Annotated in this window: 15 protein-coding genes; 12 read left to right on the top strand and 3 right to left on the bottom strand. The window is 56.3% G+C overall.

Annotated features, from left to right (window positions below; translation table 11 throughout):
* Positions 1 to 100: 100 nt before the first annotated feature.
* The 3 genes from IPI80_RS10875 (at position 101) to IPI80_RS10865 (ending at position 3,579) form a co-directional block, all read left to right on the top strand.
* On the top strand, positions 101 to 1,057 hold the full coding sequence (locus tag IPI80_RS10875) for a TAXI family TRAP transporter solute-binding subunit (RefSeq protein ID WP_413859938.1): 957 nt from the start codon (positions 101 to 103) through the stop codon (positions 1,055 to 1,057).
* Positions 1,058 to 1,133: 76 nt separating this feature from the next.
* Positions 1,134 to 3,152, top strand: a complete 2,019-nt coding sequence (locus IPI80_RS10870) for a TRAP transporter permease (RefSeq protein ID WP_413859936.1) — start codon at positions 1,134 to 1,136, stop codon at positions 3,150 to 3,152.
* Between the two features lie 13 nt (positions 3,153 to 3,165).
* Positions 3,166 to 3,579, top strand: coding sequence for a DUF1850 domain-containing protein (locus IPI80_RS10865; protein WP_413859934.1), 414 nt, complete (start codon positions 3,166 to 3,168; stop codon positions 3,577 to 3,579).
* A 398-nt stretch (positions 3,580 to 3,977) separates the two neighbouring features.
* Here IPI80_RS10865 and IPI80_RS10860 read toward each other — a convergent pair whose 3' ends face one another.
* Positions 3,978 to 4,676 (bottom strand): SDR family NAD(P)-dependent oxidoreductase, encoded by a 699-nt coding sequence (locus IPI80_RS10860; RefSeq protein WP_413859932.1) that lies wholly within the window; start codon positions 4,674 to 4,676, stop codon positions 3,978 to 3,980.
* Between the two features lie 282 nt (positions 4,677 to 4,958).
* Between IPI80_RS10860 and IPI80_RS10855 the strand changes: the two genes are divergently transcribed.
* Both IPI80_RS10855 and IPI80_RS10850 read left to right on the top strand, forming a co-directional pair.
* Positions 4,959 to 5,414 carry a fasciclin domain-containing protein gene (locus IPI80_RS10855; protein WP_413859930.1) on the top strand — a complete coding sequence of 152 codons (456 nt, stop codon included), beginning with the start codon at positions 4,959 to 4,961 and terminating at the stop codon, positions 5,412 to 5,414.
* Positions 5,415 to 5,695: 281 nt separating this feature from the next.
* Positions 5,696 to 6,598 carry a class I SAM-dependent methyltransferase gene (locus IPI80_RS10850; RefSeq protein ID WP_413859928.1) on the top strand — a complete coding sequence of 301 codons (903 nt, stop codon included), beginning with the start codon at positions 5,696 to 5,698 and terminating at the stop codon, positions 6,596 to 6,598.
* Between the two features lie 11 nt (positions 6,599 to 6,609).
* Here the strand turns inward: IPI80_RS10850 and IPI80_RS10845 are convergent, their stop codons facing one another.
* Positions 6,610 to 10,446 carry a rhamnan synthesis F family protein gene (locus IPI80_RS10845; protein WP_413860411.1) on the bottom strand — a complete coding sequence of 1,279 codons (3,837 nt, stop codon included), beginning with the start codon at positions 10,444 to 10,446 and terminating at the stop codon, positions 6,610 to 6,612.
* A gap of 285 nt (positions 10,447 to 10,731) precedes the next feature.
* Between IPI80_RS10845 and IPI80_RS10840 the strand changes: the two genes are divergently transcribed.
* The 7 genes from IPI80_RS10840 (at position 10,732) to IPI80_RS10810 (ending at position 17,157) form a co-directional block, all read left to right on the top strand.
* A complete protein-coding gene (locus IPI80_RS10840) occupies positions 10,732 to 11,685 on the top strand; it encodes a DUF6929 family protein (RefSeq protein ID WP_413859926.1) in 954 nt (317 codons plus the stop codon).
* A 135-nt stretch (positions 11,686 to 11,820) separates the two neighbouring features.
* Entirely contained in the window at positions 11,821 to 12,432 is a 612-nt protein-coding gene (locus tag IPI80_RS10835) for a hypothetical protein (protein WP_413859924.1), read from the top strand.
* Between the two features lie 73 nt (positions 12,433 to 12,505).
* Positions 12,506 to 12,838 carry an ArsR/SmtB family transcription factor gene (locus tag IPI80_RS10830; RefSeq protein ID WP_413859922.1) on the top strand — a complete coding sequence of 111 codons (333 nt, stop codon included), beginning with the start codon at positions 12,506 to 12,508 and terminating at the stop codon, positions 12,836 to 12,838.
* Positions 12,835 to 13,854, top strand: coding sequence for an ACR3 family arsenite efflux transporter (arsB, locus tag IPI80_RS10825; RefSeq protein WP_413859920.1), 1,020 nt, complete (start codon positions 12,835 to 12,837; stop codon positions 13,852 to 13,854). Before IPI80_RS10830 ends, arsB begins: the two co-directional genes overlap by 4 nt.
* An 11-nt stretch (positions 13,855 to 13,865) precedes the next feature.
* The gene (gene arsC / locus IPI80_RS10820; RefSeq protein WP_413859918.1) at positions 13,866 to 14,285 is read left to right on the top strand and encodes an arsenate reductase (glutaredoxin); all 420 of its coding nucleotides are present in this window, start codon (positions 13,866 to 13,868) and stop codon (positions 14,283 to 14,285) included.
* Positions 14,282 to 16,333 carry an arsenical pump-driving ATPase gene (arsA, locus tag IPI80_RS10815; RefSeq protein WP_413859916.1) on the top strand — a complete coding sequence of 684 codons (2,052 nt, stop codon included), beginning with the start codon at positions 14,282 to 14,284 and terminating at the stop codon, positions 16,331 to 16,333. The genes arsC and arsA overlap by 4 nt, the downstream gene beginning before the upstream one ends.
* Before the next feature lie 47 nt (positions 16,334 to 16,380).
* The gene (locus IPI80_RS10810) at positions 16,381 to 17,157 is read left to right on the top strand and encodes a hypothetical protein (RefSeq protein ID WP_413859914.1); all 777 of its coding nucleotides are present in this window, start codon (positions 16,381 to 16,383) and stop codon (positions 17,155 to 17,157) included.
* Positions 17,158 to 17,166: 9 nt separating this feature from the next.
* On the opposite strand, the gene IPI80_RS10805 is transcribed toward IPI80_RS10810, so the two are convergent.
* Complete coding sequence (locus IPI80_RS10805; protein WP_413859912.1) at positions 17,167 to 20,025, bottom strand: serine/threonine-protein kinase; 2,859 nt, start codon at positions 20,023 to 20,025, stop codon at positions 17,167 to 17,169.
* Positions 20,026 to 20,061 lie beyond the last annotated feature (36 nt).

Below are 20,061 nucleotides of genomic sequence, written 5' to 3'. Positions count from 1 at the left end.
GGTTGCAAGCAAAGCCTGTGGGTACTGTCAAACCTGGGTTTCCCCTGAGAGCACTTGCGGTATGCTGGAAACCTCTTTCAATAAGACAGGAGATATTACGATGCGATTGATTCAAAAGGTGAGTCTAGGACTGGGCTTGAGTGTGGCCTTGGTCGCCGGTGCGGCCCATGCTCAACAGCAATTTATCAACGTACTGACCGGCGGGCAAAGCGGTGTCTACTACCCCATGGGTGTGGCACTGTCCCAGATCTATGCCAAGGCCATTCCCAACGTGCGCGCTACCGCACAGGTTACCAAAGCGTCTGCCGAAAATCTGAACTTGTTGCAGGCCGGGCGTGGCGAGCTCGCGTTGGCCTTGGGTGATTCTGTGTCTGACGCCTGGCGAGGTGATGCCGAGGCTGGCTTTGCCAAACCGCTGGACAAGCTGCGCGGCCTGTCTGCCACCTACAACAATTACATCCAGATCGTGGCCAGTGCCGAGTCAGGCATCAAAACGCTGGCTGACCTTAAAGGCAAGCGCGTGTCGGTGGGAGCCGCCAAGTCGGGCACCGAACTCAATGCCCGTGCCATTTTCAAAGCAGCGGGATTTAGCTATGCAGACTTGGCCAAGGTGGAGTACCTGGCGTTTGGCGAATCGGTCGAGCTGATGAAAAACCGCCAGCTGGATGCGACATTGCAGTCAGCCGGATTGGGCGTGGCCTCCATCCGCGACTTGTCTACCGCGATCAAGATCGTAGTGGTTCCCGTGCCGGCTGACGTAGTGGCCAAGGTGGGTGACGCGGCGTACCAAAACGCCATCATTCCTGCCAACACCTATGGCGGTCAGACGGCGGATGTAGCCACGGCTGCTATCCCCAACTTCCTGGTCACCCATTCTGGCGTGTCCGACGAGTTGGCCTACCAAATGACCAAGACGATGTACGAGAACCTTGACACGCTGTATGCAGCCCACAATGCAGCGAAGGCCATCAAGCGCGAGAACGCGGTTAAGGGCATGCCCATTCCCCTGCACCCCGGTGCACAGCGCTACTACCGCGAGGTGGGCTTGATCAAGTAAGCCCCATACTTGTTGTCTCCTGAATCGGCCGCACCATCCATGCGGCCGATTCTGTTTGCTATTTGAAGAGGTCCGCATGTCGCAAGCCCCTACCGTTCCCGACGAAGCCGTCCATGCGCCCCTGCACGGCGCCTTGTTCGTCATCGCCATCCTGTTTTCCAGTTACCAAATATGGATGGCCGCTTTTCATCCACTGTCCAGCCTGGTAATCCGGTCAATACACGTGGGCTTTGTTTTGCTCATGATTTACGGCTTGTATCCGCCCCTGGGCGGCCGGGTGGCATGGTCGCGTGCGCTGGGGTGGGTGTTAGGCCTGATTGGCTTTGCGTTTGGGATTTATCAGTGGGTATTTGAGGCAGAGCTGACGCAACGCTCGGGTGATTTGACGACCATGGACTGGGTGGTGGGCGTGGTGACCGTCGCCTTGGTATTTGATGCCGCCCGCCGTGCCATGGGTTGGGGCTTGCCAGTCATCTGTGGAGGTTTCCTGCTCTATGGCATGTTTGGCAACCATTTGCCCAGCGTCTTGGCCCACCGGGGGTTTGGGCTGGACCAGATTGTCAGCACCCTGGGCTTTGGGACTGAGGGCATCTACGGCACACCGACCTATGTGTCATCCACCTACATATTTTTGTTTATTTTGTTTGGCTCGTTTCTGGAGCAAGCCGGGATGATTCGGCTGTTCACCGACTTTGCCTTGGGCACCGTGGGCCACACCCGAGGCGGTCCGGCCAAGGTGGCTGTTATTTCGTCGGGTTTGATGGGCACCATAAGCGGGTCTGGCGTGGCCAACGTGGTGACTACCGGGCAATTCACCATTCCGTTGATGAAGCGCTTTGGCTACAACTCCGCCTTTGCAGGCGGCGTGGAGGCGACCGCCAGCATGGGTGGGCAAATCATGCCGCCGGTCATGGGGGCGGTGGCTTTCATCATGGCCGAAACGATCAACGTGCCTTACCTGGAAATCGTCAAGGCGGCGGTCATACCGGCCATTCTGTATTTTGTCACCGCATTCTGGATGGTGCATCTGGAAGCCGGGCGCAAGGGCCTGATAGGTATGTCCAAAGAAGACTGCCCCAACCCATGGGCAGCAGTGCGCGAACGCTGGTACCTGTTGCTGCCTTTGGCCGGCTTGGTAGTGCTACTGTTCTCGGGCTACACGCCGCTGTTCTCTGGCACCGTGGGCTTGGGCCTGACCGTCATCCTGATATTTGGCGCTGCGGTTGTCAGCGGTGTGCGTAGCATGCCGCTGCGCGCGTTGTTCTGGGTTTTGCTGGGCTTTGCGTGCAGCGGGTTCTTCAAGTTCGGGGTGGGGGCATTTTTTGTGCTGATTACGGCTCTGGTTGCGTGGACGTATATACGCCGTACCGGTGGAGACGCACGGCGCCTTGCCGTGATTGCGTTGGTGGACGGTGCCCGCCATGCGCTGCCTGTGGCCATTGCCTGCGCGCTGGTAGGTGTGATCATTGGCATGATCAACCTGACCGGAGTCGCAGCTGAGTTGGGCGGCCACATCATTGCCGTTGGTGAAAACAACCTGTTCCTGGCCTTGGTGCTGACCATGGTGACTTGCCTGATCTTGGGCATGGGCATTCCCACCATTCCCAACTACATCATCACCAGCTCTCTGGCCGCACCGGTGCTGCTCAAGCTTGGCGTGCCCTTGATCGTGTCGCACATGTTTGTTTTCTACTTCGGCATCATGGCGGACCTGACACCGCCGGTGGCGCTGGCCGCCTTTGCAGCAGCCCCTATTGCGCGCGAAAGTGGCCTGAAGATCAGTCTGCAGGCGATTCGGGTTGCGATTGCGGGGTTTATCGTGCCATTCATGGCGGTGTACAGCCCTGCGCTGATGCTGCAAACGGGCAACTGGGTAGATACCGTGTGGATTGTGTTCAAAGCGCTCGTGGCGATTGCCATGTGGGGCGCTGGTGCCATCGGGTTTCTGTTTGGCCCGCTGAACTGGGTTGAGCGCGCGTGGGCTATTTTGTCGGCTAGTTTGCTGATCGTGGCACTGCCGTTCACCGACGAGGCGGGGCTGGCGTTGGTGGCCGCGTTTGTGGTCTGGCACCGATGGCGCGTGCGCCAAGCCTGAGAAAGGTTGCGGCATGGGCCCAACATTGGGGGTTTGTTTGGCGCTAGCAGCGCTTTCGCCGGCAGCGAATCCAGTGTTTGTACCTGGCACCCACTTCACCCTATCCTGGATGCACAGCATTGAAAAAGTGCGTTGGGAAGAGGACTATGTGGTGCGGGCCCCTGTAGCCGGCCAGGCCTTGCGGCTGGATGCGGTGGAGGCGCGTGTGCATGGGTCTGCAGCAGGGATGGAGCCGCCGCCTGATGCAGTGCTGCGCAATGGCTGGTATGCCTACACGCCCAGCATTCCCTTCACCGATCGGCTGCCGTTGACGCGTTCCGAGTTCACCGCTGACTTCACGTTGTGTGCCGACGGCCAGTGTCACCTTATGGCGCACTGGTTGCCCTCGGATGGCGGAGTGAGCTACCTTACGCCATGTAGCCGCTGATCGGCATTCCAATTTGCTGCACGGTGCCTGCGCTGTCATCCTCGCGCAGGTAGAGATGGTGGTTCAGCGGATCACCTGAACCAGGCGCTTAGTCGACAAGCAAATGGCCGGTGTTGACCATGATCCGGCAACCTTCTACGCTAAACGGCTGGCGCTGGCTCATGTGCGGGCTGAGCAGCCAGCTACCAGAGTCAGGCGCTGAATTTTTCAAGTAAATCATTAACTTGCGACGTGTCGATGTGGGAACGTTGGGACACTAATGAGTTCAATTTCAACTCCAAATCCAAGTTTGCTGAAGCAGCTGTTTGCTGATATGGCGGATGAATGCCGTTGAGTTAGAAGTCAACCGCCGCACCATTGCAGCGCCAGACGACATCCATAAATGATTTAAGTAAACGCTACCAGGGTAGGCGTTGACCATCGTAGGCCCAGAAATCACCAGTCTGCTCCGGTAGCAATCCATCCATCACCTCTAGCAACTCCGCTGCAGCTGTTGCCGGCGGCCTACCAATCTCTGCACCGCGAAACGGCGCGGACAAGGCTGAATTGACGGTGCCGGGATGCAATGCCGCCAGCACCGCCAGTGGATTGGTGCGTGACATCTCGATGGACGCAGTCTTGATCAGCATGTTGAGCGCAGCCTTTGAAGCCCGGTAGCTGTACCAACCGCCCAGACGGTTGTCACCAATGCTGCCCACCTTGGCAGAGAGCACGGCCATAAGGCTGCGGGTGCATTTATCCAGAAGGGGAGTGAAGTGCGCGATGGCCAGTGCCGGCCCTATGGTGTTGATCCGAAAGGTGGATTCCATTTGCGCGTAGTTCAGTTGCGCCAGCTTTCTTTCTGGCATGCCTTGAGCACTGTGCAAAGTGCCGGTAGCTAGAACAACCAGGTGAAATGGTCCTAGCGAACGCATGTGTACCGCTGCCGTTTCAATCGAGCCCGGGTTCTCGAAATCAATTGCAGGCTGACTACTGCGGGATAGGCCGACGACGCGCCCGCACCGAGGATCGCGTTGGAGTTGTTCCAAAAAAGCAGATCCAATTGCGCCCGACGCGCCGATAACGAGCGCTTGATATCCTTCAGGCAGTGATTGCATAGTCGATTCCTTTGTCGATTAGTTGACCGCTAATGCTTTGACCGTTTCCTACTGATTTCAACCTTTCCGAGATTGAAACCTTTATTTCATGCTGTGGCTTTCATTGGGTACTTGCTATGACGCAGTGGCTGGCAGTTTGGTTTAGAGTCTCGCAATTTTTATGAAAATACTAAGTGGTATTAAAAAATACCATAAAGAATATAAGGATACTAATTAGTAATATAGTCGCGCTACGCCACATATCTGGCGCATCTGTAGATCAACTACTTGTCGGAGATTTCCATGAAAAAGACCCTTATCGCTTCTGTTCTCGCTCTCGGCGTCGCATTTTCTGCCCAAGCCAAAGACATCGTAGACACCGCTGTCGCTGCTGGCAGTTTCAAAACCCTAGTCACAGCATTGGGTGCTGCCGGGCTGGTCGACACCCTAAAGGGCCCCGGACCGTTTACCGTGTTTGCCCCAACCGATGAGGCCTTTGCGAAAATTCCAAAGGCTGATCTGGATGCGCTTTTGAAAGACAAGACCAAGCTCACCGCAGTTTTGACTTACCACGTAGTTCCCGGCAAAGTGATGGCCGCCGACGTGAAGGCAGGGAAAGTCAAAACCGTTCAAGGATCTGAATTGACTGTATCCACCATGGGTGGTGTCAAAGTGGACAATGCGGATGTTGTCAAAACAGACATAGTGGCTGACAACGGCGTTATACACGTCATCGACAGTGTGATCATGCCCAAGTAAGCCAGTATTCCGAGCCATCCAGCTACTTAGCCGAGATGAAATGCGCCCGAGGCTTTGAAAAGGCCCCGGGCGTTTCTGATTCTGGATATTTCATATCGACTGGCTTGGCATTCTATTTGTGCACCTTTTCAAGCAACCCGAAAACTGGGGCGCAGCGCGTCCTTTTATGTCTCACTTTTAGTGAGATACTCGCTGTCATGCGGTTGGATTGCCTATTCGCTTTCGAATCAACGGGACTCAATGGTCGTTGAGCGAATCCAATACTTTGAAGGATTGCTTTGATGGCTAGCGGAAAATCTCAACTTCCTTCAATATGGCTCGCTGAGTTCACTAGCAAGGCAGAGTTTGATGCCAAAGCTTCAGAGCTGGGCGCTCAACTGGAAGTAATGGCGGCGATAGATGACCGCATGTTGATGTCCAGGCATCCTTTTGACATCAAAGCTTGGTGCGCAGCGTGCAAATCCGTGACGGACATGCGGATTACCTGGCACTACTGCGGATCAAATCCGACGGGTTCTGTTCATCCTGCGTGGACTGAAACGTGTGCTTGTAGTCAGTGCGGGCTGAATAGCCGCATGCGGGCTCTTATCGATTTGCTCGTCAGCAAGCTGAACGTTTCGCAAACAGCGCATGTTTACATTGCTGAGCAAACTACCGTGTCATTCAAAGTCGTTCAGAATTTGTTCGAAAACGTAATCGGAAGCGAATACTTGGGGCCTGGATATAAGCTAGGGGAAGTGGTCGCGGATTTCAACGGTCATGTCAATGTCAGACATGAAGACCTGAGCCGATTGTCTTTTGCGGATAGCGTCTTCGACATTGTCCTAAGTCAGGATGTCTTTGAACATATTCCAGAGTACCTGAATACCTTTTCGGAATCAGCCCGAATATTGAAGCGAGGAGGATCGCTGGTTTTTACCGTCCCATTTTTCTACGATCAGGCGGAGACACGCATTCGCGCAACCGTCGATGCGCAGGGTAGCGTTCAACACATCCTGCCGCCAGAATTTCATGGAAATCCGGTCTCCAACGAGGGATCGTTATGTTTTCAGAATTTTGGCTGGGACATACTGGATGCACTGAGAAATGCAGGTTTCAAGCAGCCGACAGCCAATATGTACTGGGGCCCTTGGGCAGGGCACATCGGTTTCCCGTTTTTTGTCATGAGTGCACACCGAGCGTAAGCCCGTTGCGGCTATCGCACCAAATCACGGCCACAGTAGTAATCGTCCAGAACCAACTCGCGCAGCAAAGCGACCTCACGTTCGGATGCGTTTTTCACGAATGCTTCATACAGACCTCGTCCCAAAGACACTGGAACGACATAATTTTCCAAAAGATTGGTGCGTGTGGTCACGGCATCTTGGACAAATTTCAGTGCGCCTTTTCTGATTTCTGCTCTGATGGATTGGGATTGGACTTCATCACTGCTCAGAACGCGGACTTCTGGAGCCACTGCACCAGAAGGCATGATGTTGTAGCGAACAATTTGTGCTTCATCAGAACTCAACAGTTTTTCAAGATCGAAGCTCTGCGTCAACATTGCAGATGCATCCAGTGTCGGTTGAACATACTGGCCAAAGCACCCCGCGACAGTCACGGCGTATCGATCAGAAACAGATTCTGCGCGACTGTCCGTCATCATGTAGTAGCCATGTACCTTACTGTCCAAAAGTTGATTTAACCGCCCCTGGATGGTTGCTGAATAGCCAACGTCAACCACAGCAAATTTCTTGCCGTCGCCCAAGCCCATGCCCACGCCATTCAGATAAGCCATGAGTCCGGGAAGCTCTGTTTTAGCCTGCTCCAAAATTCGCGGCAAAAGCGCCGCAAGCAACGGCTTGAGGTGATCAATCTGCCCATTCGTCACTTCCACCCAGCCGTCCGCATGCACCAAACCCTGCTGAACGCAGGCAGACCATTCATCGTCCGTGAGCACCAATCCATACCGCTCGCGAAGAAATGTGGTTCCCTGATTTTCAAAATAGATCGTCCGCGCAATGGCCTCAATTTCATCCATCCCTCGGATCATCGGGACAGTGACTGCACGCCGCGACAAAATAAGGTATTCAGACGGTGGCAGCGCTTCTGCATGTTGAGCCCATAAGTCGTAGACCTTTTTCAGGAACTCGCCTTCACGTGACAGGAAATAGAGCCGATCCATGCCTTCTTCCGAAGCTCGCTGTCCAAGCCATTGGACGAAGGACAACACCAGCGGACCTAGAACGGTGTAGCCAATAGCTTGGTGACTGGGCGGAACCAGGTCCAGCGAATTAAAATGGGAGTAGAAGACCGGCCCCAAATTGGCGCGCAGTATTAAGCCCAAGGTCAACTCTTCGTTCAGATCATTTTTTTTCAACGCATGGTGCACCAACGCCGACAATCGCCCCGCAGCATGCGCCATCTCCACAGGGCGCATCACATGCCAGATTTTGATACCCATATCACTGGGAATCTGAACGTCTGAGTGCTCGTTGTCGCCAATCATCAATATTTGCTGAGGCGTCACTTGCTCTGTTGCCAGGATGTGGTGGTACAAATCTCCGGTGTCCTTGCGCAAGCCTACTTCCGAAGACAGGTAGAGCGCATGCCACCCCACAATTCCATTGTCCGCCAGCATGGATTCAATAACCGGCCGGGGCAGAAACATGTCACTTGCCAGAACCACCCGCTTCCCTTTCGCCAGTGCGAATTGCAGCATGTCAACTACGTCATATCGCGCTTTGACCGCGGCATGTTCCACGCTTTCCTCCAGGTGGCGCAGGCTGGCCACTGAGTCGTCCTGCAATCCCGACAGCACTGCAAACTCCGCATAAATGGCATCTAGACCGACATCGCGCCCGGCCCGTTGTCGCGCCAGACCTTCAGACTGAGCCCTGAATCTCAGATAGGTCTTGCCAACATCCTCGCCCGCCTTTTGCGCAATGATGGCTTTGGTGCTCTCGGGGTTTAAGAGAGGTCGCAGCAGCAGCGTGTCAAAGATGTCAAATGCCACCACTTCCAAAGCAGCGTCAGACACGAGGGCGCGCACGTGGGCGTCGGTTTGTCCCAAATATTGTTCAAAGCCCCAAGCGGACGATCGGGGAGATGCCGCATCCTGCAAAATTGCCGTCTTATAGCCGCTGCGATTGGCGGTCAGTGCAAACAGGCGTTCCAGGCAGTGAGCAGGCGTCGCGTCCTGTTGGCCCGTCTCCATTGGGAAGTCGTCCAGTGTCAAGCCTGCATCAAACAATGGCTTCAGGGCTTTGGTACGGGCCCAGAACATGGAACCCGCTGGATAGTCAAAATACCCGTTGGGCATGTCATCAATGCCCAGCCGTTGGCACCACGAACGCGCCAACGGCTTGTTGGAAAGCCAGGTATTGGCCCAGTAAGGAAGCTTGGAATAGTTTTGCGGATAGATCAAGCCAACCCGCGTGGGCTCGGCCAGCAACGCAAAGATTTTTCGTATCTGTAGAGGGCTTCCCATCAGTTGCTCCAGCAAATACTCTCTCCAACCCTGGGTTGCTCCCTCGTTGTATAGCGATTTTTTACTATGGATATGTGCCAGGTAATCATATTTGCGTAACTCTGCGCCGAAGGTGCAGAACATGGGCGCTACATCGCGCCCCCGATTCGGCACCACGGCAATTTTCAGGCGCAGCAGTTTTGGCAGATGTGCAAACAATGCCTTGCAGTCTATTCGGGCTTCTTCATTGGGAACCGATATAAACAAGTCGAATGCAAATGGCATGCGACCCAGGAAACCTGCGAATTCAGGGCCAACATCCGGGTAAAAAATATGCGCATGCACAGCGATTCGCCCGTGCGGGAGGGTGACAATGGGTGCGACACCTCCCATGTCCACCATTCCTGACATGGACGTGTCCGATAGCTCCAGAAAACGCGATACCAAATGGTGAGTGGGTGTGCCTGCAATATTGAGAGCTGTATCTGACGAGGCGCCAACCCAGGCGGGCGGTAGGCGAACGCCCACCTGGTTCGCTAGGGAGATGAGACGCCGACGAACGCTGTCCATTGCCTGACGGCGCTCCCCGCGCGCAATACGAGACACAAATCTCAGCAGCCCTGTCACTTTCCATGAAGTTGAATTGACTAGCTCCTCAATTGTGTTTTGCAATGCATCGGCTCGGGTTGCATTCTCTGCAGCAATTCCTATCAAAGCCGCTTTGCGTCGATCAAAACGGTCAATATTTTCTTGTAAGGCCACTGCATGTATGTGGGCAGCATCCAGCTTGGACTGCATATCAGCAAAAACCGCTTGGTCGGCAAGTAACTGCGCCTCCAGTTGTTGATTTTCATGAAAACGATCCAATGCCATTTGGTAAAAATGGCTTCTCGCGTTCTCAAACCAGTGAATCGAGCGTACCCAGTCGCGTGAAGTAAATTGTGGAAGCCAAGTTTCGAAAATCAACGCCCTATTGGTGATGTGTTTTTCGGCGTCAGCTTCCGATGAAAGGCCAGAAGAGCCGAGAGCGATACGGTACACAGCACTCACTTCGGGCACATGCTGGAAGTCCGTAAGGGCTGCAATTTGCAGCCAAAACTCCCAGTCTTCCAGACACTCGAGATCTTCTCGAAATCGGCAGCCATCGTCCAGAAGTGAGCGTTCAAAAAGAACAGCGTGAATGGGAAGAAAATTTGCCCCTCTCAGTCGGTCAATTTCCCACGGTTCATCCAGCACCAGGATGGTTTGCCCTTCGCTTCCCAATAACTGCACACCCGTGTAGCATGCCCGCGCTGTACTCGTTGTCAGCGCTGTGCACAATTTTTCCAGATGGTTTGCCAAGAAAAAATCGTCATCATCCAAAAAAATGAGGTATGTTCCTTTTGCGCTCTCCATACCCAAATTTGCGGCCGCAGAGCGTTCCAGATTACCGCTACCCTGAACGAGTCTCAGGGGAAATCGGCCACAACATTTATCTAATGTGCTGTGATTGACTCCCGTTGCATTCACTACTACTACTTCCACGTTCGAGTAGGTTTGCAATGCAATGGAATCGAGTGCATCCTGAAGCATGGGTCGGTCCATGCTTCGGACAATCACACTGACCAAGGGTATATCTGATACTGTCGAGACCGAGACCAATTTGGGTGTGCTTTGATAGTTTGGTTCACGCGATGCGAACATGTCGTTGTCTAGTTCGTGCGAGTTGAGCATGAATCGAGCTTACGGATCAACGTACCGTCCTTCTGTACGGTTGCGAACAGAGCTTTCTCTCGATTTTTTTTTGTGAGAACGCAGCAGGAGGGGACACGTAAATAGTACCATGCAATTATTGGTCCAAGCCATTGATAGCCGTTGGCCGATTTTTCCATGCCTTCTTTCTCTTGCACCCTGAATCCACAAAATATCGGCACACTTCGAATAGACCCAGTACAGCATCCGCAAGCACGGGCGCATCTGAGTGCGGCCAGTGGCCTTGTTCGGTCTGGCCATACGCTGTATGTAGTGGCGGACGACGACTTGCATCTTGGCTTGTTTGAAGACACCGTAGCTGCCGGAACGGCACCTGCACCGGGTCGTTTGTTGCAGTTGCTGGATGGTGATTTACCCAGAGACACTGCCCAACGCAAAAGGGTCAAGCCAGACTTTGAAACCCTTGCGCACTTGCCACCCCTGCCCGGCTGTGTGGGCGGTGCGTTGCTGGCATTGGGCTCGGGATCTACGCCCAACCGAGAGACGGGCGTACTGGTGGCACTGGCTGGTCCTGGGCAGCTCAATGGACGCAAGGCTATCGTGTCTTTGTCTGCCTTGTACGCGCCGCTGCGCAAACAATTTGCCGATTTGAATATTGAGGGCGCCTGGGTGGCTAGTGAAGAGCTGCATTTGCTACAGCGAGGCAACAAAAATGATGCGCGCAGTGCTTGTATCCATTACGACTGGAATGTGGCAGCGCGATGGCTGGCAGGGCTGCAGACGGAGCCGCCCGCCATCTTGAGCGTGCAGATGCTGGACTTGGGTGACGTGGACGGGGTGCCATTGAGCCTGACCGATGGTGTGCCGCTGCCTGGTGGCGAGTGGTTGTGCAGCGCAGTAGCCGAAGACACCAGTAGCAGCGTGGCAGACGGAGCCTGTGTAGCATCGGCGTTGGGGGTGGTTGCTGTGGACGGCCAAGTGCGCCGCCTGATACGCCTGCAAGGCGCGCCCAAGGTGGAGGGCATTGCGGTTCAGACGGACGGTGAAGACTGGCTGGTAACAATGGTGACCGACCCTGACGACGCAGCCCTTGCCTCGCAACTGTTGACCGTGCGTTTGCCGCGCAGTTAGTCACGTCGTAGAAGAGTAGTTTGTATGTATTCGCGTTGTCCTAATTGTGGTCACCAGCCGCTTCCCTCAGACCAGGCTCTTCCCGCTGCGTGCCCTGAGTGCGGGGTCATACTCGCCAAGGTTGGACAGAGTGCTGTGACACGACCAACAGCGGATGATGAAGCTGATCGAGAAGGTTGGTGGTCTCGCTTGACGGAAGTGCCCGATCAGGTCAGTTCATCAGCACTTTGGCTGCGTTGCCTGTCGTGGATGGCTTTTGGTGTGTGGGGCGTGAGCCTGATTGCACTGGACTACCGAGACGGCGCCATGGGAGCGACATTTCTGCACCGTCCACTTCTCATTTTTCATGAAGCTGGGCACGTTATTTTTATGCCATTGGGAGAGTGGTTCACCGTTTTGGGAGGAACCCTGGGCCAATTGGTGATGCCGTTGGTTTTGGCGGGTGCGCTGCTGGTAACTAACCGCGATCCCTTTGGTGCATCTATCGGGCTGTGGTTTTTTGGCGTGTCGTTGTTGGACGTAGCGCCCTATATGTATGACGCACTGCATCCCCAACTCATGCTGCTGAATGGACAAACGGGCGAGGAGGGCGGCCATGATTGGATATTCTTGTTTTCTTCCATGGGGTTGCTGCCCAAGGCGCAACTTATAGGCGGTTTGACGCGCGCGCTAGGCGCTTTAGTGATCATCGGTGCGTTGGCGTGGGCGGGGTGGCTCTTACGCCTGCAATATGCTCATCGCACCTAGGAGTACCAGCGCGGTCGGGAAATCAGCTCATATTCCTTTGTGCATCGGTCATTATTTCAACTATCATTGAATAATGGAATCAAATACAGTCGTGAAGGCGCTTTCGGCTTTGGCACAAGCGTCGCGCCTGGAGATCTTTCGGGCACTGGTGGTGGCCGGTGAAGCCGGGCTCACACCGGGTATCTTGGCCGACGCACTGAAGGTTGCGCCCAACACGCTGTCATTTCACCTGAAAGAGTTGATGCACGCCGATCTGGTCAGCCAGAAGCGCGACGGGCGCAACCTGATTTATCGCGCACAGTTTGACCGCATGAGCGACTTGTTGACGTACCTCACCCAAAACTGCTGCCAGGGCGAGCCTTGCCTGACCGGGGTGGTCGCATCATTGGGGGTATGCGTCCCATGAGCATATTTGAGCGTTATCTGACAGTCTGGGTTTTCTTGTGCATTGTTGTGGGTATTGCCTTGGGGCAGCTCTTTCCCGGGGTGTCTCAGGCCATTGGCCAGATGGAAATTGCGCAGGTCAATTTGCCCGTGGGTTTTTTGATTTGGGTGATGATCATCCCGATGCTGGTAAAGGTGGACTTTGCCGCGTTGGGCCAGGTGCGCCAGCACATCAAGGGCATTGGCGTGACCTTGTTTGTCAACTGGCTGGTCAAGCCGTTTTCCATGGCATTTCTGGGTTGGCTGTTCATTCGCCATTGGTTTGCACCGATGCTGCCGCCCGACCAGCTCGATAGCTACATTGCCGGCCTGATTCTGCTGGCCGCAGCGCCCTGCACGGCAATGGTGTTTGTTTGGAGCCGGCTGACTGGCGGTGACCCGCTGTTCACGTTGTCGCAAGTGGCGTTGAACGACAGCATCATGGTCATCGCCTTCGCGCCGCTGGTCGCATTTTTGCTGGGCATTTCGGCAATTACGGTGCCATGGGATACCTTGCTGACCTCGGTGGTTCTGTACATCGTTATCCCAGTCATCCTGGCGCAACTGCTGCGCAAATCGCTGCTGACCCAGGGTACGGCCCGTTTTGATGCGGTGATGGCCAAGATGGGTCCATGGTCTGTTGCGGCACTGCTGGCCACGCTGGTGCTACTGTTTGCGTTCCAGGGCGAGGCCATTTTGAGGCAGCCACTGGTGATTGCTTTGCTGGCGGTTCCGATCCTGATTCAGGTGCTTTTCAATTCAGCGCTGGCCTACTGGCTCAACCGGGTGCTGGGCGAAAAGCACAACATTGCCTGCCCTTCGGCTTTGATTGGCGCATCCAACTTCTTTGAGCTGGCCGTGGCGGCAGCCATCAGCCTGTTTGGATTCAACTCCGGCGCAGCGCTGGCAACCGTGGTGGGGGTTTTGATTGAAGTGCCCGTCATGCTGCTGGTGGTCTACATTGTCAATAGTAGCAAGTCCTGGTACGAGCGGGCATGAAGGAACTCAACATGAGCACAGTCACGATTTACCACAACCCCCAATGCGGCACCTCGCGCAATACCCTGGCCATGATCCGCAACAGCGGCGTGGAGCCAACTGTCATCGAATACCTGAAAACTCCACCAAAGCGTGAAACGCTGCTCGCCCTGATCCAGGCCAGTGGCCTGCCGGTGATGGACATTGTGCGCAGCAAGGAGTCGGTGTTTACTGAATTGCAGCTGGGCCGCAGTGGCGTGACCGATGCACAGCTGGTGGATGCCATGCTGGCCCATCCGGTTTTGATGAACCGGCCCATCGTCGTCACGCCCCTGGGCACACGCCTGTGTCGCCCGTCAGAGTTGGTGCTGGATATCCTGCCCCAGCCACAACAGGCGGGGTTCACCAAGGAAGACGGCCAAGTCGTTATCAATGCCAAGGGAAAACAATGAAAGGCACAGTATTGGGCCCCGGATGCAGCAAATGCGAAAGCACAACGCGCATGATCCAACGAGTGGCCAGCGAACTGTGCGTAGCCGTTGAAATAGACAAGATCGAATCGCGTGAGGACATCAAGAGCCATGGCGTCACAGCCACGCCGGCCGTCATCATCGGCGGTGTGATCGTCCATGCCGGTGGCATCCCGTCGCATGAGACGGTTCGGGCTTGGTTGCAGTCCAGCAAACTGGGGTTGCTGTCGCAGCCCACCCGGCATCTGTTTTTTACCGGGAAAGGGGGCGTCGGCAAGACGTCGATTTCCACCGCAGTGGCCTTGCGGTTGGCCGACGCGGGCAAAAAAGTCCTTTTGGTCAGTACCGACGCGGCGTCGAATCTGGATGAAATGCTGGGTGTTGTCCTGCGCAACCTGCCCACACCGGTTCCGGGGGCGCCACGGCTGTCCGTTTTGAACATCGACCCGGTTAACGCCGCAGAGTCTTACCGGCAACGTGTGGTTGACCAGATGGGGCAAGATGCCAGTGAGAAAGAAATCTCGACGGTCAGGGAGCAACTGTCGGGTGCATGCACCACCGAGATTGCATCCTTTGATGAATTTGCGTCATTGCTCTCCGACAAAGACCAGAACTACGACCACATCGTTTTTGATACAGCCCCTACCGGTCATACGCTGCGGCTGCTGAGCTTGCCCAAAGCCTGGAGCGGGTTTCTGGCAGACAACGACCAGGGTGCATCCTGTCTTGGGCCTCACTCCGGCCTGAAGATGCAGGAGCTGCGGTTCAAGGCCGCACTGGATGCCTTGTGCGACCCAGCCTTGACCACCATCATCTTGGTGACCCGAGCGGATGCGGGTGCGATTGGCGAAGCATCGCGCACGTCCGACGAGTTGCAAATTCTGGGTCTGCTCAACCAGCGGCTGGTCATCAACGGCGTCTTTCACGCAACCGACAGCCACGACGCTGTTGCTGCGGCCCTTGAAGACTTGGGCACCAAGGCGCTAGACGCCATGCCTGAAAATTTGCGGGCACTACCGCAAGATCAGGTTCCTCTGCGTGCTTTTGATACCGTTGGCCTTGCCGCTTTGCGAGCCTTGCTGCCACAGGCCAACGCGGCGCAAGGCGTTAGCGGTACGGTCGAGCCCTTGTCGTTGGCAGTGCCGCTGCAAGGCGCTGGTCTGGATGCGTTGGCCGATGCACTGGCGCAAGCCGGGCAGGGCTTGATCATGGTGATGGGTAAAGGTGGGGTTGGCAAGACAACCGTTGCCGCAGCCCTGGCGCTGGGTCTGGTTCAGCGGGGCAAGACAGTGCATTTGAGCACCACCGACCCAGCTGCGCATCTGACCAAGACACTGGAAGGGACGGTCGAAGGGTTGCGCGTGGACCGCATTGACCCCATCGTCGAAACGCAGCGGTATATCGACAAGATCATGGCCAGCAAAGGCGCCGGGCTTGATGCGCAAGAACGCGCCTTGATGCTGGAGGACCTGCGCTCTCCCTGCACCGAAGAGGTTGCGGTGTTCCACGCTTTCTCGCGTGTGGTGAGCGAAGCGCGCAGCGCCTTTGTGGTGCTGGATACGGCCCCCACTGGCCACTCGCTCTTGCTGATGGATGCAACCGGCGCCTACCACCGCCAAATGATGCGGGAGTTTGAGGGGCATGGCGTGGGCCGCGTCGTCACCCCGTTGATGCGTTTGCAGGACCCGCTGTACACCAAAATTATTTTGGTCACTCTGGCGGAAACCACCCCGGTATCGCAGGCACAAGCCTTGCAAGAAGACTTGCGCCGGGCCAGCATTGAACCCTTTGCATGGGCAATCAACAAGAGCATTCTGGCGGCGGGCACACAAGACCCGTTGCTGCGCGCACGTCTGGTGGGTGAAGCCCGGCAGATGGATCGCATTGCCGATGGTCTGGCGAAAAAAACCTATGTGCTGCCCTGGCTGGCGCAGCCACCGGTTGGTGTGGAGGCGCTAACAAGTCTGGTGACCAAACTGGCTATCCAAATAGCCCCCCCTCGCGCTACCTTGCTTCAACGCAACCCTTAAACTGGTCGCCAATATCGTTTTTACCGGTCTGATGCACCGCTTAAATCATGCTTGACGCCTATTTCGATTTATCTTCGTTTTTGCAATTGCTGATACTCACCTTGCTGTCGGGGCTGATGTTGGCAGCCAGTTTTTTGTGGCTGGGCTGGCTTAATCGCCGCTTTGCCAGCGTGCCCAAGCTCCTTCCCGTGGGTCCAGCATTTGTACCGGTTACCACCATATTCGCGCTCTTTTTGACTTTTCTTGCTGTCGACATCTGGACACAGCAGAGAACGGCTATTGACGCAGCGTCCAAGGAAGTCTCGGCATTGATGAGACTCAGTGAACTTAGGGAACCTGCTGCGTTGAATGTCTCCCAGGCTGAAGTGCTGTTAGTGGCCTACCGGAATGCCGTATCTACTGACGAGTGGGGTGTGCATTTCAACCATAAAGCCAGTCCTGATGCGGCAAAGGCACTGCGCGAACTGCGAATGCAGGGCGCACGCTTGAGCCGTGACGGCTCGCCTGCGCTAATGGTGGGACAGTGGCTCAAAGCGGTCGATGAACTGGAGGATGCCCGTCTTCGACGCCTGCTTATTGGCAGTGATCACACAGACAACAATCAGTGGTGGGTGGTGATTTTGCTGGCTTTTTTCGCCTATATGATGATTGCGGCCTCGCATTTGGACCGTCCACCTGCCGGGCGACTTGTGTTGGTGTTGTTTTCAATCGCAACCACCTTGGCTCTGTGGCAGTTGGCGATGCATACCAACCCCTATAACGGCGGTTTTACCCGAGTCACCATGCCCGTTTATCTGGCAGCGCCAACGGCAGGGAATCTATAGCTAGTCAAGTTATAAACTAGCCATATAGGGAACTCGCCAGTTCGAAGGGCGTGGGCGCATAAAGGCCTGGTCTACCGCGTCTTCCGCAGCACGAACGGCTGCCGCGTTGCTGTCGGGCGCAATGCGGGCGTCCAGATACGCCAACACCGCTTTCCAATGGGGCTGCGGACCGCCCAGACGCGCAAACATGGCCTTGCTCTGCGCCACCGATTGGGCGGCGGCGGCGGCATTAAACTCCGCTTCAAACAACGCACGCTGTAGCCACAGCGTGGCACGGCGCGGACTGTCGCCCTCCAGTGACTTCTCGTACAGCGCAAAGCGGTCTTGCAACAACTCCACAGCACGCTGTGGCTGGCCGCGCAGATAGGCCGTCAGTGCCGCACTGCGGTTAACTTGGGCCGCACGCTCGGGGTTGGAGTTGTTGATTTGGGCCAGATCGGTGCGGGCCAACTTTTGTGCTGTGTCGGCCAGATCCAACCAGCCCGAACCCGCCGCTGCGTCAGACAGGCGCCGGTAAAACTCGGCGCGCTCGGCTCCGCCACCCGGCAAGTTTTGGGGCGCGACTGCCAGCATGTGCTCTAGCTGCGCCTTTACCGTGGCGTTGGGCACCATACCCCGGCGGATTTCAATACCCAGTAGATTGAGTTCGGTGTCTGCCAGCCGCTCCGCCGCGCCTGGCTGGGTTTTCTGTAGTTCCAATAGTGCCTGGTTGATGGCCACAGAATCGGCAAAGCGGCCGGTTTCATTGGCAAGGCTTTGCAAACGGTCGATCGAGCTGATCGCCAAGGGGCTGCCTTTGCCCAGCAGTACATCCAGTTCGGCCACGATCTTTTCTAGGCGTGCTTGCGTCCCGTCGAACTGGCCCAGGCGTAAGCGAATGGCCTCCAGGTTGGCCCGCATGATGAGGGCGTCGCGCACATGCTGACCACCCAAGCGGGCCACGGCTGGCAAATCAGGCTCAATGGCGCTCAGTGTGTCTGCGGCCTCGCGCCACAGTGCCTGCTGGGTCAGCAGCACGGCGGCATCGTTGACTACATCGACACGCTTGGCCAAGTCTTTGGGGAACAGCTTGGTCATGATGGTCGCGGCCTGCATCAGCCGGTCTTTGGCCTCTTGCATGCGCCCCACACCGGCCAAGCTGCTGCTGAGGCCTTGTAGCAGCAGGGCGTAGGCCTCGCTTTGCACACCGTAGCGCCGTTCAAAAACCGGCAACAATTGCTCGTCGATGACAAGGGCCTCCGGTTCCCGGTTGAGTCGGCGCAAGATCTGGGCCGTGTGTTTGCGAACGTCCAGCATGGCATCCGAGTCCGCCGATTCCGTTTGGGCCAGCAGCGCCTGCAACTGCTGCAACTGGGCCAACGCCACGGCATTGCGGTTTAGCGCGTCGTTGGTTTCGATCAAACGCTGTAGCAGCGTGGCATGTGTTTTGGGATCATCGGCAAACTGCGTGCCCAAGTCTTTCTCGGATTGCTCCAGCAGGGTCAGCACGGTGGGCCAACTGCCACCGTGGTTGTCGGGGCTGGCGCTTTGTATCAGTTCACCCAAGTAGTCTGCCACTTTGTTGGCACGCAGAGCCTCTGCATTGGCCCTTTGGGCTTGCCACAGCGCCACCACCAATCCAGCACTCACCGCCACAAAGGCAATGGACGCCAGCACCGCCACCAACCGGTTGCGCCGCAGCCATAGGCCCGTGGTGTAGCGCCAATTACCACGGCGCGCTTCCACCGGAAGCTTGCTGATCCAGCGCTCCAAGTCGGCAGCAAACGCACCCACCGTAGGGTATCGGTCAGCCGGATTCTTGCGCAGTGCCTTGGCCACGATGGCATCCAGATCGCCTTGCGCACGAGCCGCGTCGTGCGGCCTACCCGCCACCGACGTCGGTGCGGTCAGCAATGCCTTGGCCACCGACTTCGCCTCGGTGTGCACGATGGCATGTTCCAGTGCCGTGCGATTTTCACCGGCGAATGGCATGACCCCTGTGATCAACTCAAACGCCAACACCCCCAGCGAGAACACATCGGCAGCCACCCCTGTGGCCTCGCCGGTGATTTGCTCTGGCGCGCAGTAGCCCAAGGTGAATCCACGTCCGGTGATATGGGTTAAAGCAGTCGCTTCGCCAGGCTCTATATCGTCCAACAGCTTGGCAATGCCAAAGTCCAGCAAGGCTGGCTCGCCTGCGCGGCTCACCATCACATTGGACGGTTTGATATCGCGATGCACGATGAGTTGGCCGTGCGCGTACTCGGTGGCCCGGCATACCTTGAGAAGCAGATCAATACGTTGCACCAACTGCGGTGAGTTGCCACCCGCCCAGTCGGTAATCGGCATGCCGTCGATGTACTCCATCACGAGGTAGGGTTCACCGTGGTGGGCGCCGGCATCCAGCAGTCGTGCGATGCCGGGATGGGTCAGGCGGGCCAACAGGCGGCGCTCCCGCAGGAAGCGATCGACCAACTCGGTTTTGCCCAGTCCGGTGCGCAAGAACTTGATGGCGGCATGGCCCTCAAAATTTCCATCGAGCCGCGCGGCCAACCACACCGCGCCCATACCGCCTTCGCCAATCTTGCGTTCCAGCTGCCAGGGACCGACCAGATCTCCGGCGCCGATTGGGGCGCTCACCTCGGGTGCGGCCGCCAGATCCACCTGGGCGTCAAATTCACGGGCACTGATACCCACCAGACTGGGGGACTGGTCTGGGAAGGTGGAGGTCTGATCCAAGGCATTCAAAAGGTTCTGCACTGCGGCCACATGCTCAGGCTCGCTGATTTGCAACGCCAAAAACCAGGCAGCACGGTCAGGTAGAGCCAAGTCAGCCACCGCGTCAAACAGGGCGAACCGGCGCTTTAAATCAGTGGGATTGACGGTCATGGAGGCTGTGTGTTTTTCGTAGGCTAACCCAAACAG

The sequence above is a fragment of the Candidatus Aalborgicola defluviihabitans genome (assembly GCF_016705985.1).
GTDB lineage: Bacteria > Pseudomonadota > Gammaproteobacteria > Burkholderiales > Burkholderiaceae_C > Allorhodoferax > Allorhodoferax defluviihabitans.
This window is presented reverse-complemented; position numbering and strand designations above follow the sequence as displayed.

Coding starts and splice junctions, on each gene's coding strand:
- IPI80_RS10860 (WP_413859932.1), bottom strand. CDS start 4,676: ATGCAATCACTGCCTGAAGGATATCAAGCGCTCGTTATCGGCGCGTCG.
- IPI80_RS10810 (WP_413859914.1), top strand. CDS start 16,381: ATGCTTGACGCCTATTTCGATTTATCTTCGTTTTTGCAATTGCTGATA.
- IPI80_RS10845 (WP_413860411.1), bottom strand. CDS start 10,446: ATGGACCGACCCATGCTTCAGGATGCACTCGATTCCATTGCATTGCAA.
- arsC (WP_413859918.1), top strand. CDS start 13,866: ATGAGCACAGTCACGATTTACCACAACCCCCAATGCGGCACCTCGCGC.
- IPI80_RS10850 (WP_413859928.1), top strand. CDS start 5,696: ATGGCTAGCGGAAAATCTCAACTTCCTTCAATATGGCTCGCTGAGTTC.
- arsA (WP_413859916.1), top strand. CDS start 14,282: ATGAAAGGCACAGTATTGGGCCCCGGATGCAGCAAATGCGAAAGCACA.
- IPI80_RS10865 (WP_413859934.1), top strand. CDS start 3,166: ATGGGCCCAACATTGGGGGTTTGTTTGGCGCTAGCAGCGCTTTCGCCG.
- arsB (WP_413859920.1), top strand. CDS start 12,835: ATGAGCATATTTGAGCGTTATCTGACAGTCTGGGTTTTCTTGTGCATT.
- IPI80_RS10830 (WP_413859922.1), top strand. CDS start 12,506: ATGGAATCAAATACAGTCGTGAAGGCGCTTTCGGCTTTGGCACAAGCG.
- IPI80_RS10805 (WP_413859912.1), bottom strand. CDS start 20,025: ATGACCGTCAATCCCACTGATTTAAAGCGCCGGTTCGCCCTGTTTGAC.
- IPI80_RS10870 (WP_413859936.1), top strand. CDS start 1,134: ATGTCGCAAGCCCCTACCGTTCCCGACGAAGCCGTCCATGCGCCCCTG.
- IPI80_RS10875 (WP_413859938.1), top strand. CDS start 101: ATGCGATTGATTCAAAAGGTGAGTCTAGGACTGGGCTTGAGTGTGGCC.
- IPI80_RS10855 (WP_413859930.1), top strand. CDS start 4,959: ATGAAAAAGACCCTTATCGCTTCTGTTCTCGCTCTCGGCGTCGCATTT.
- IPI80_RS10840 (WP_413859926.1), top strand. CDS start 10,732: ATGCCTTCTTTCTCTTGCACCCTGAATCCACAAAATATCGGCACACTT.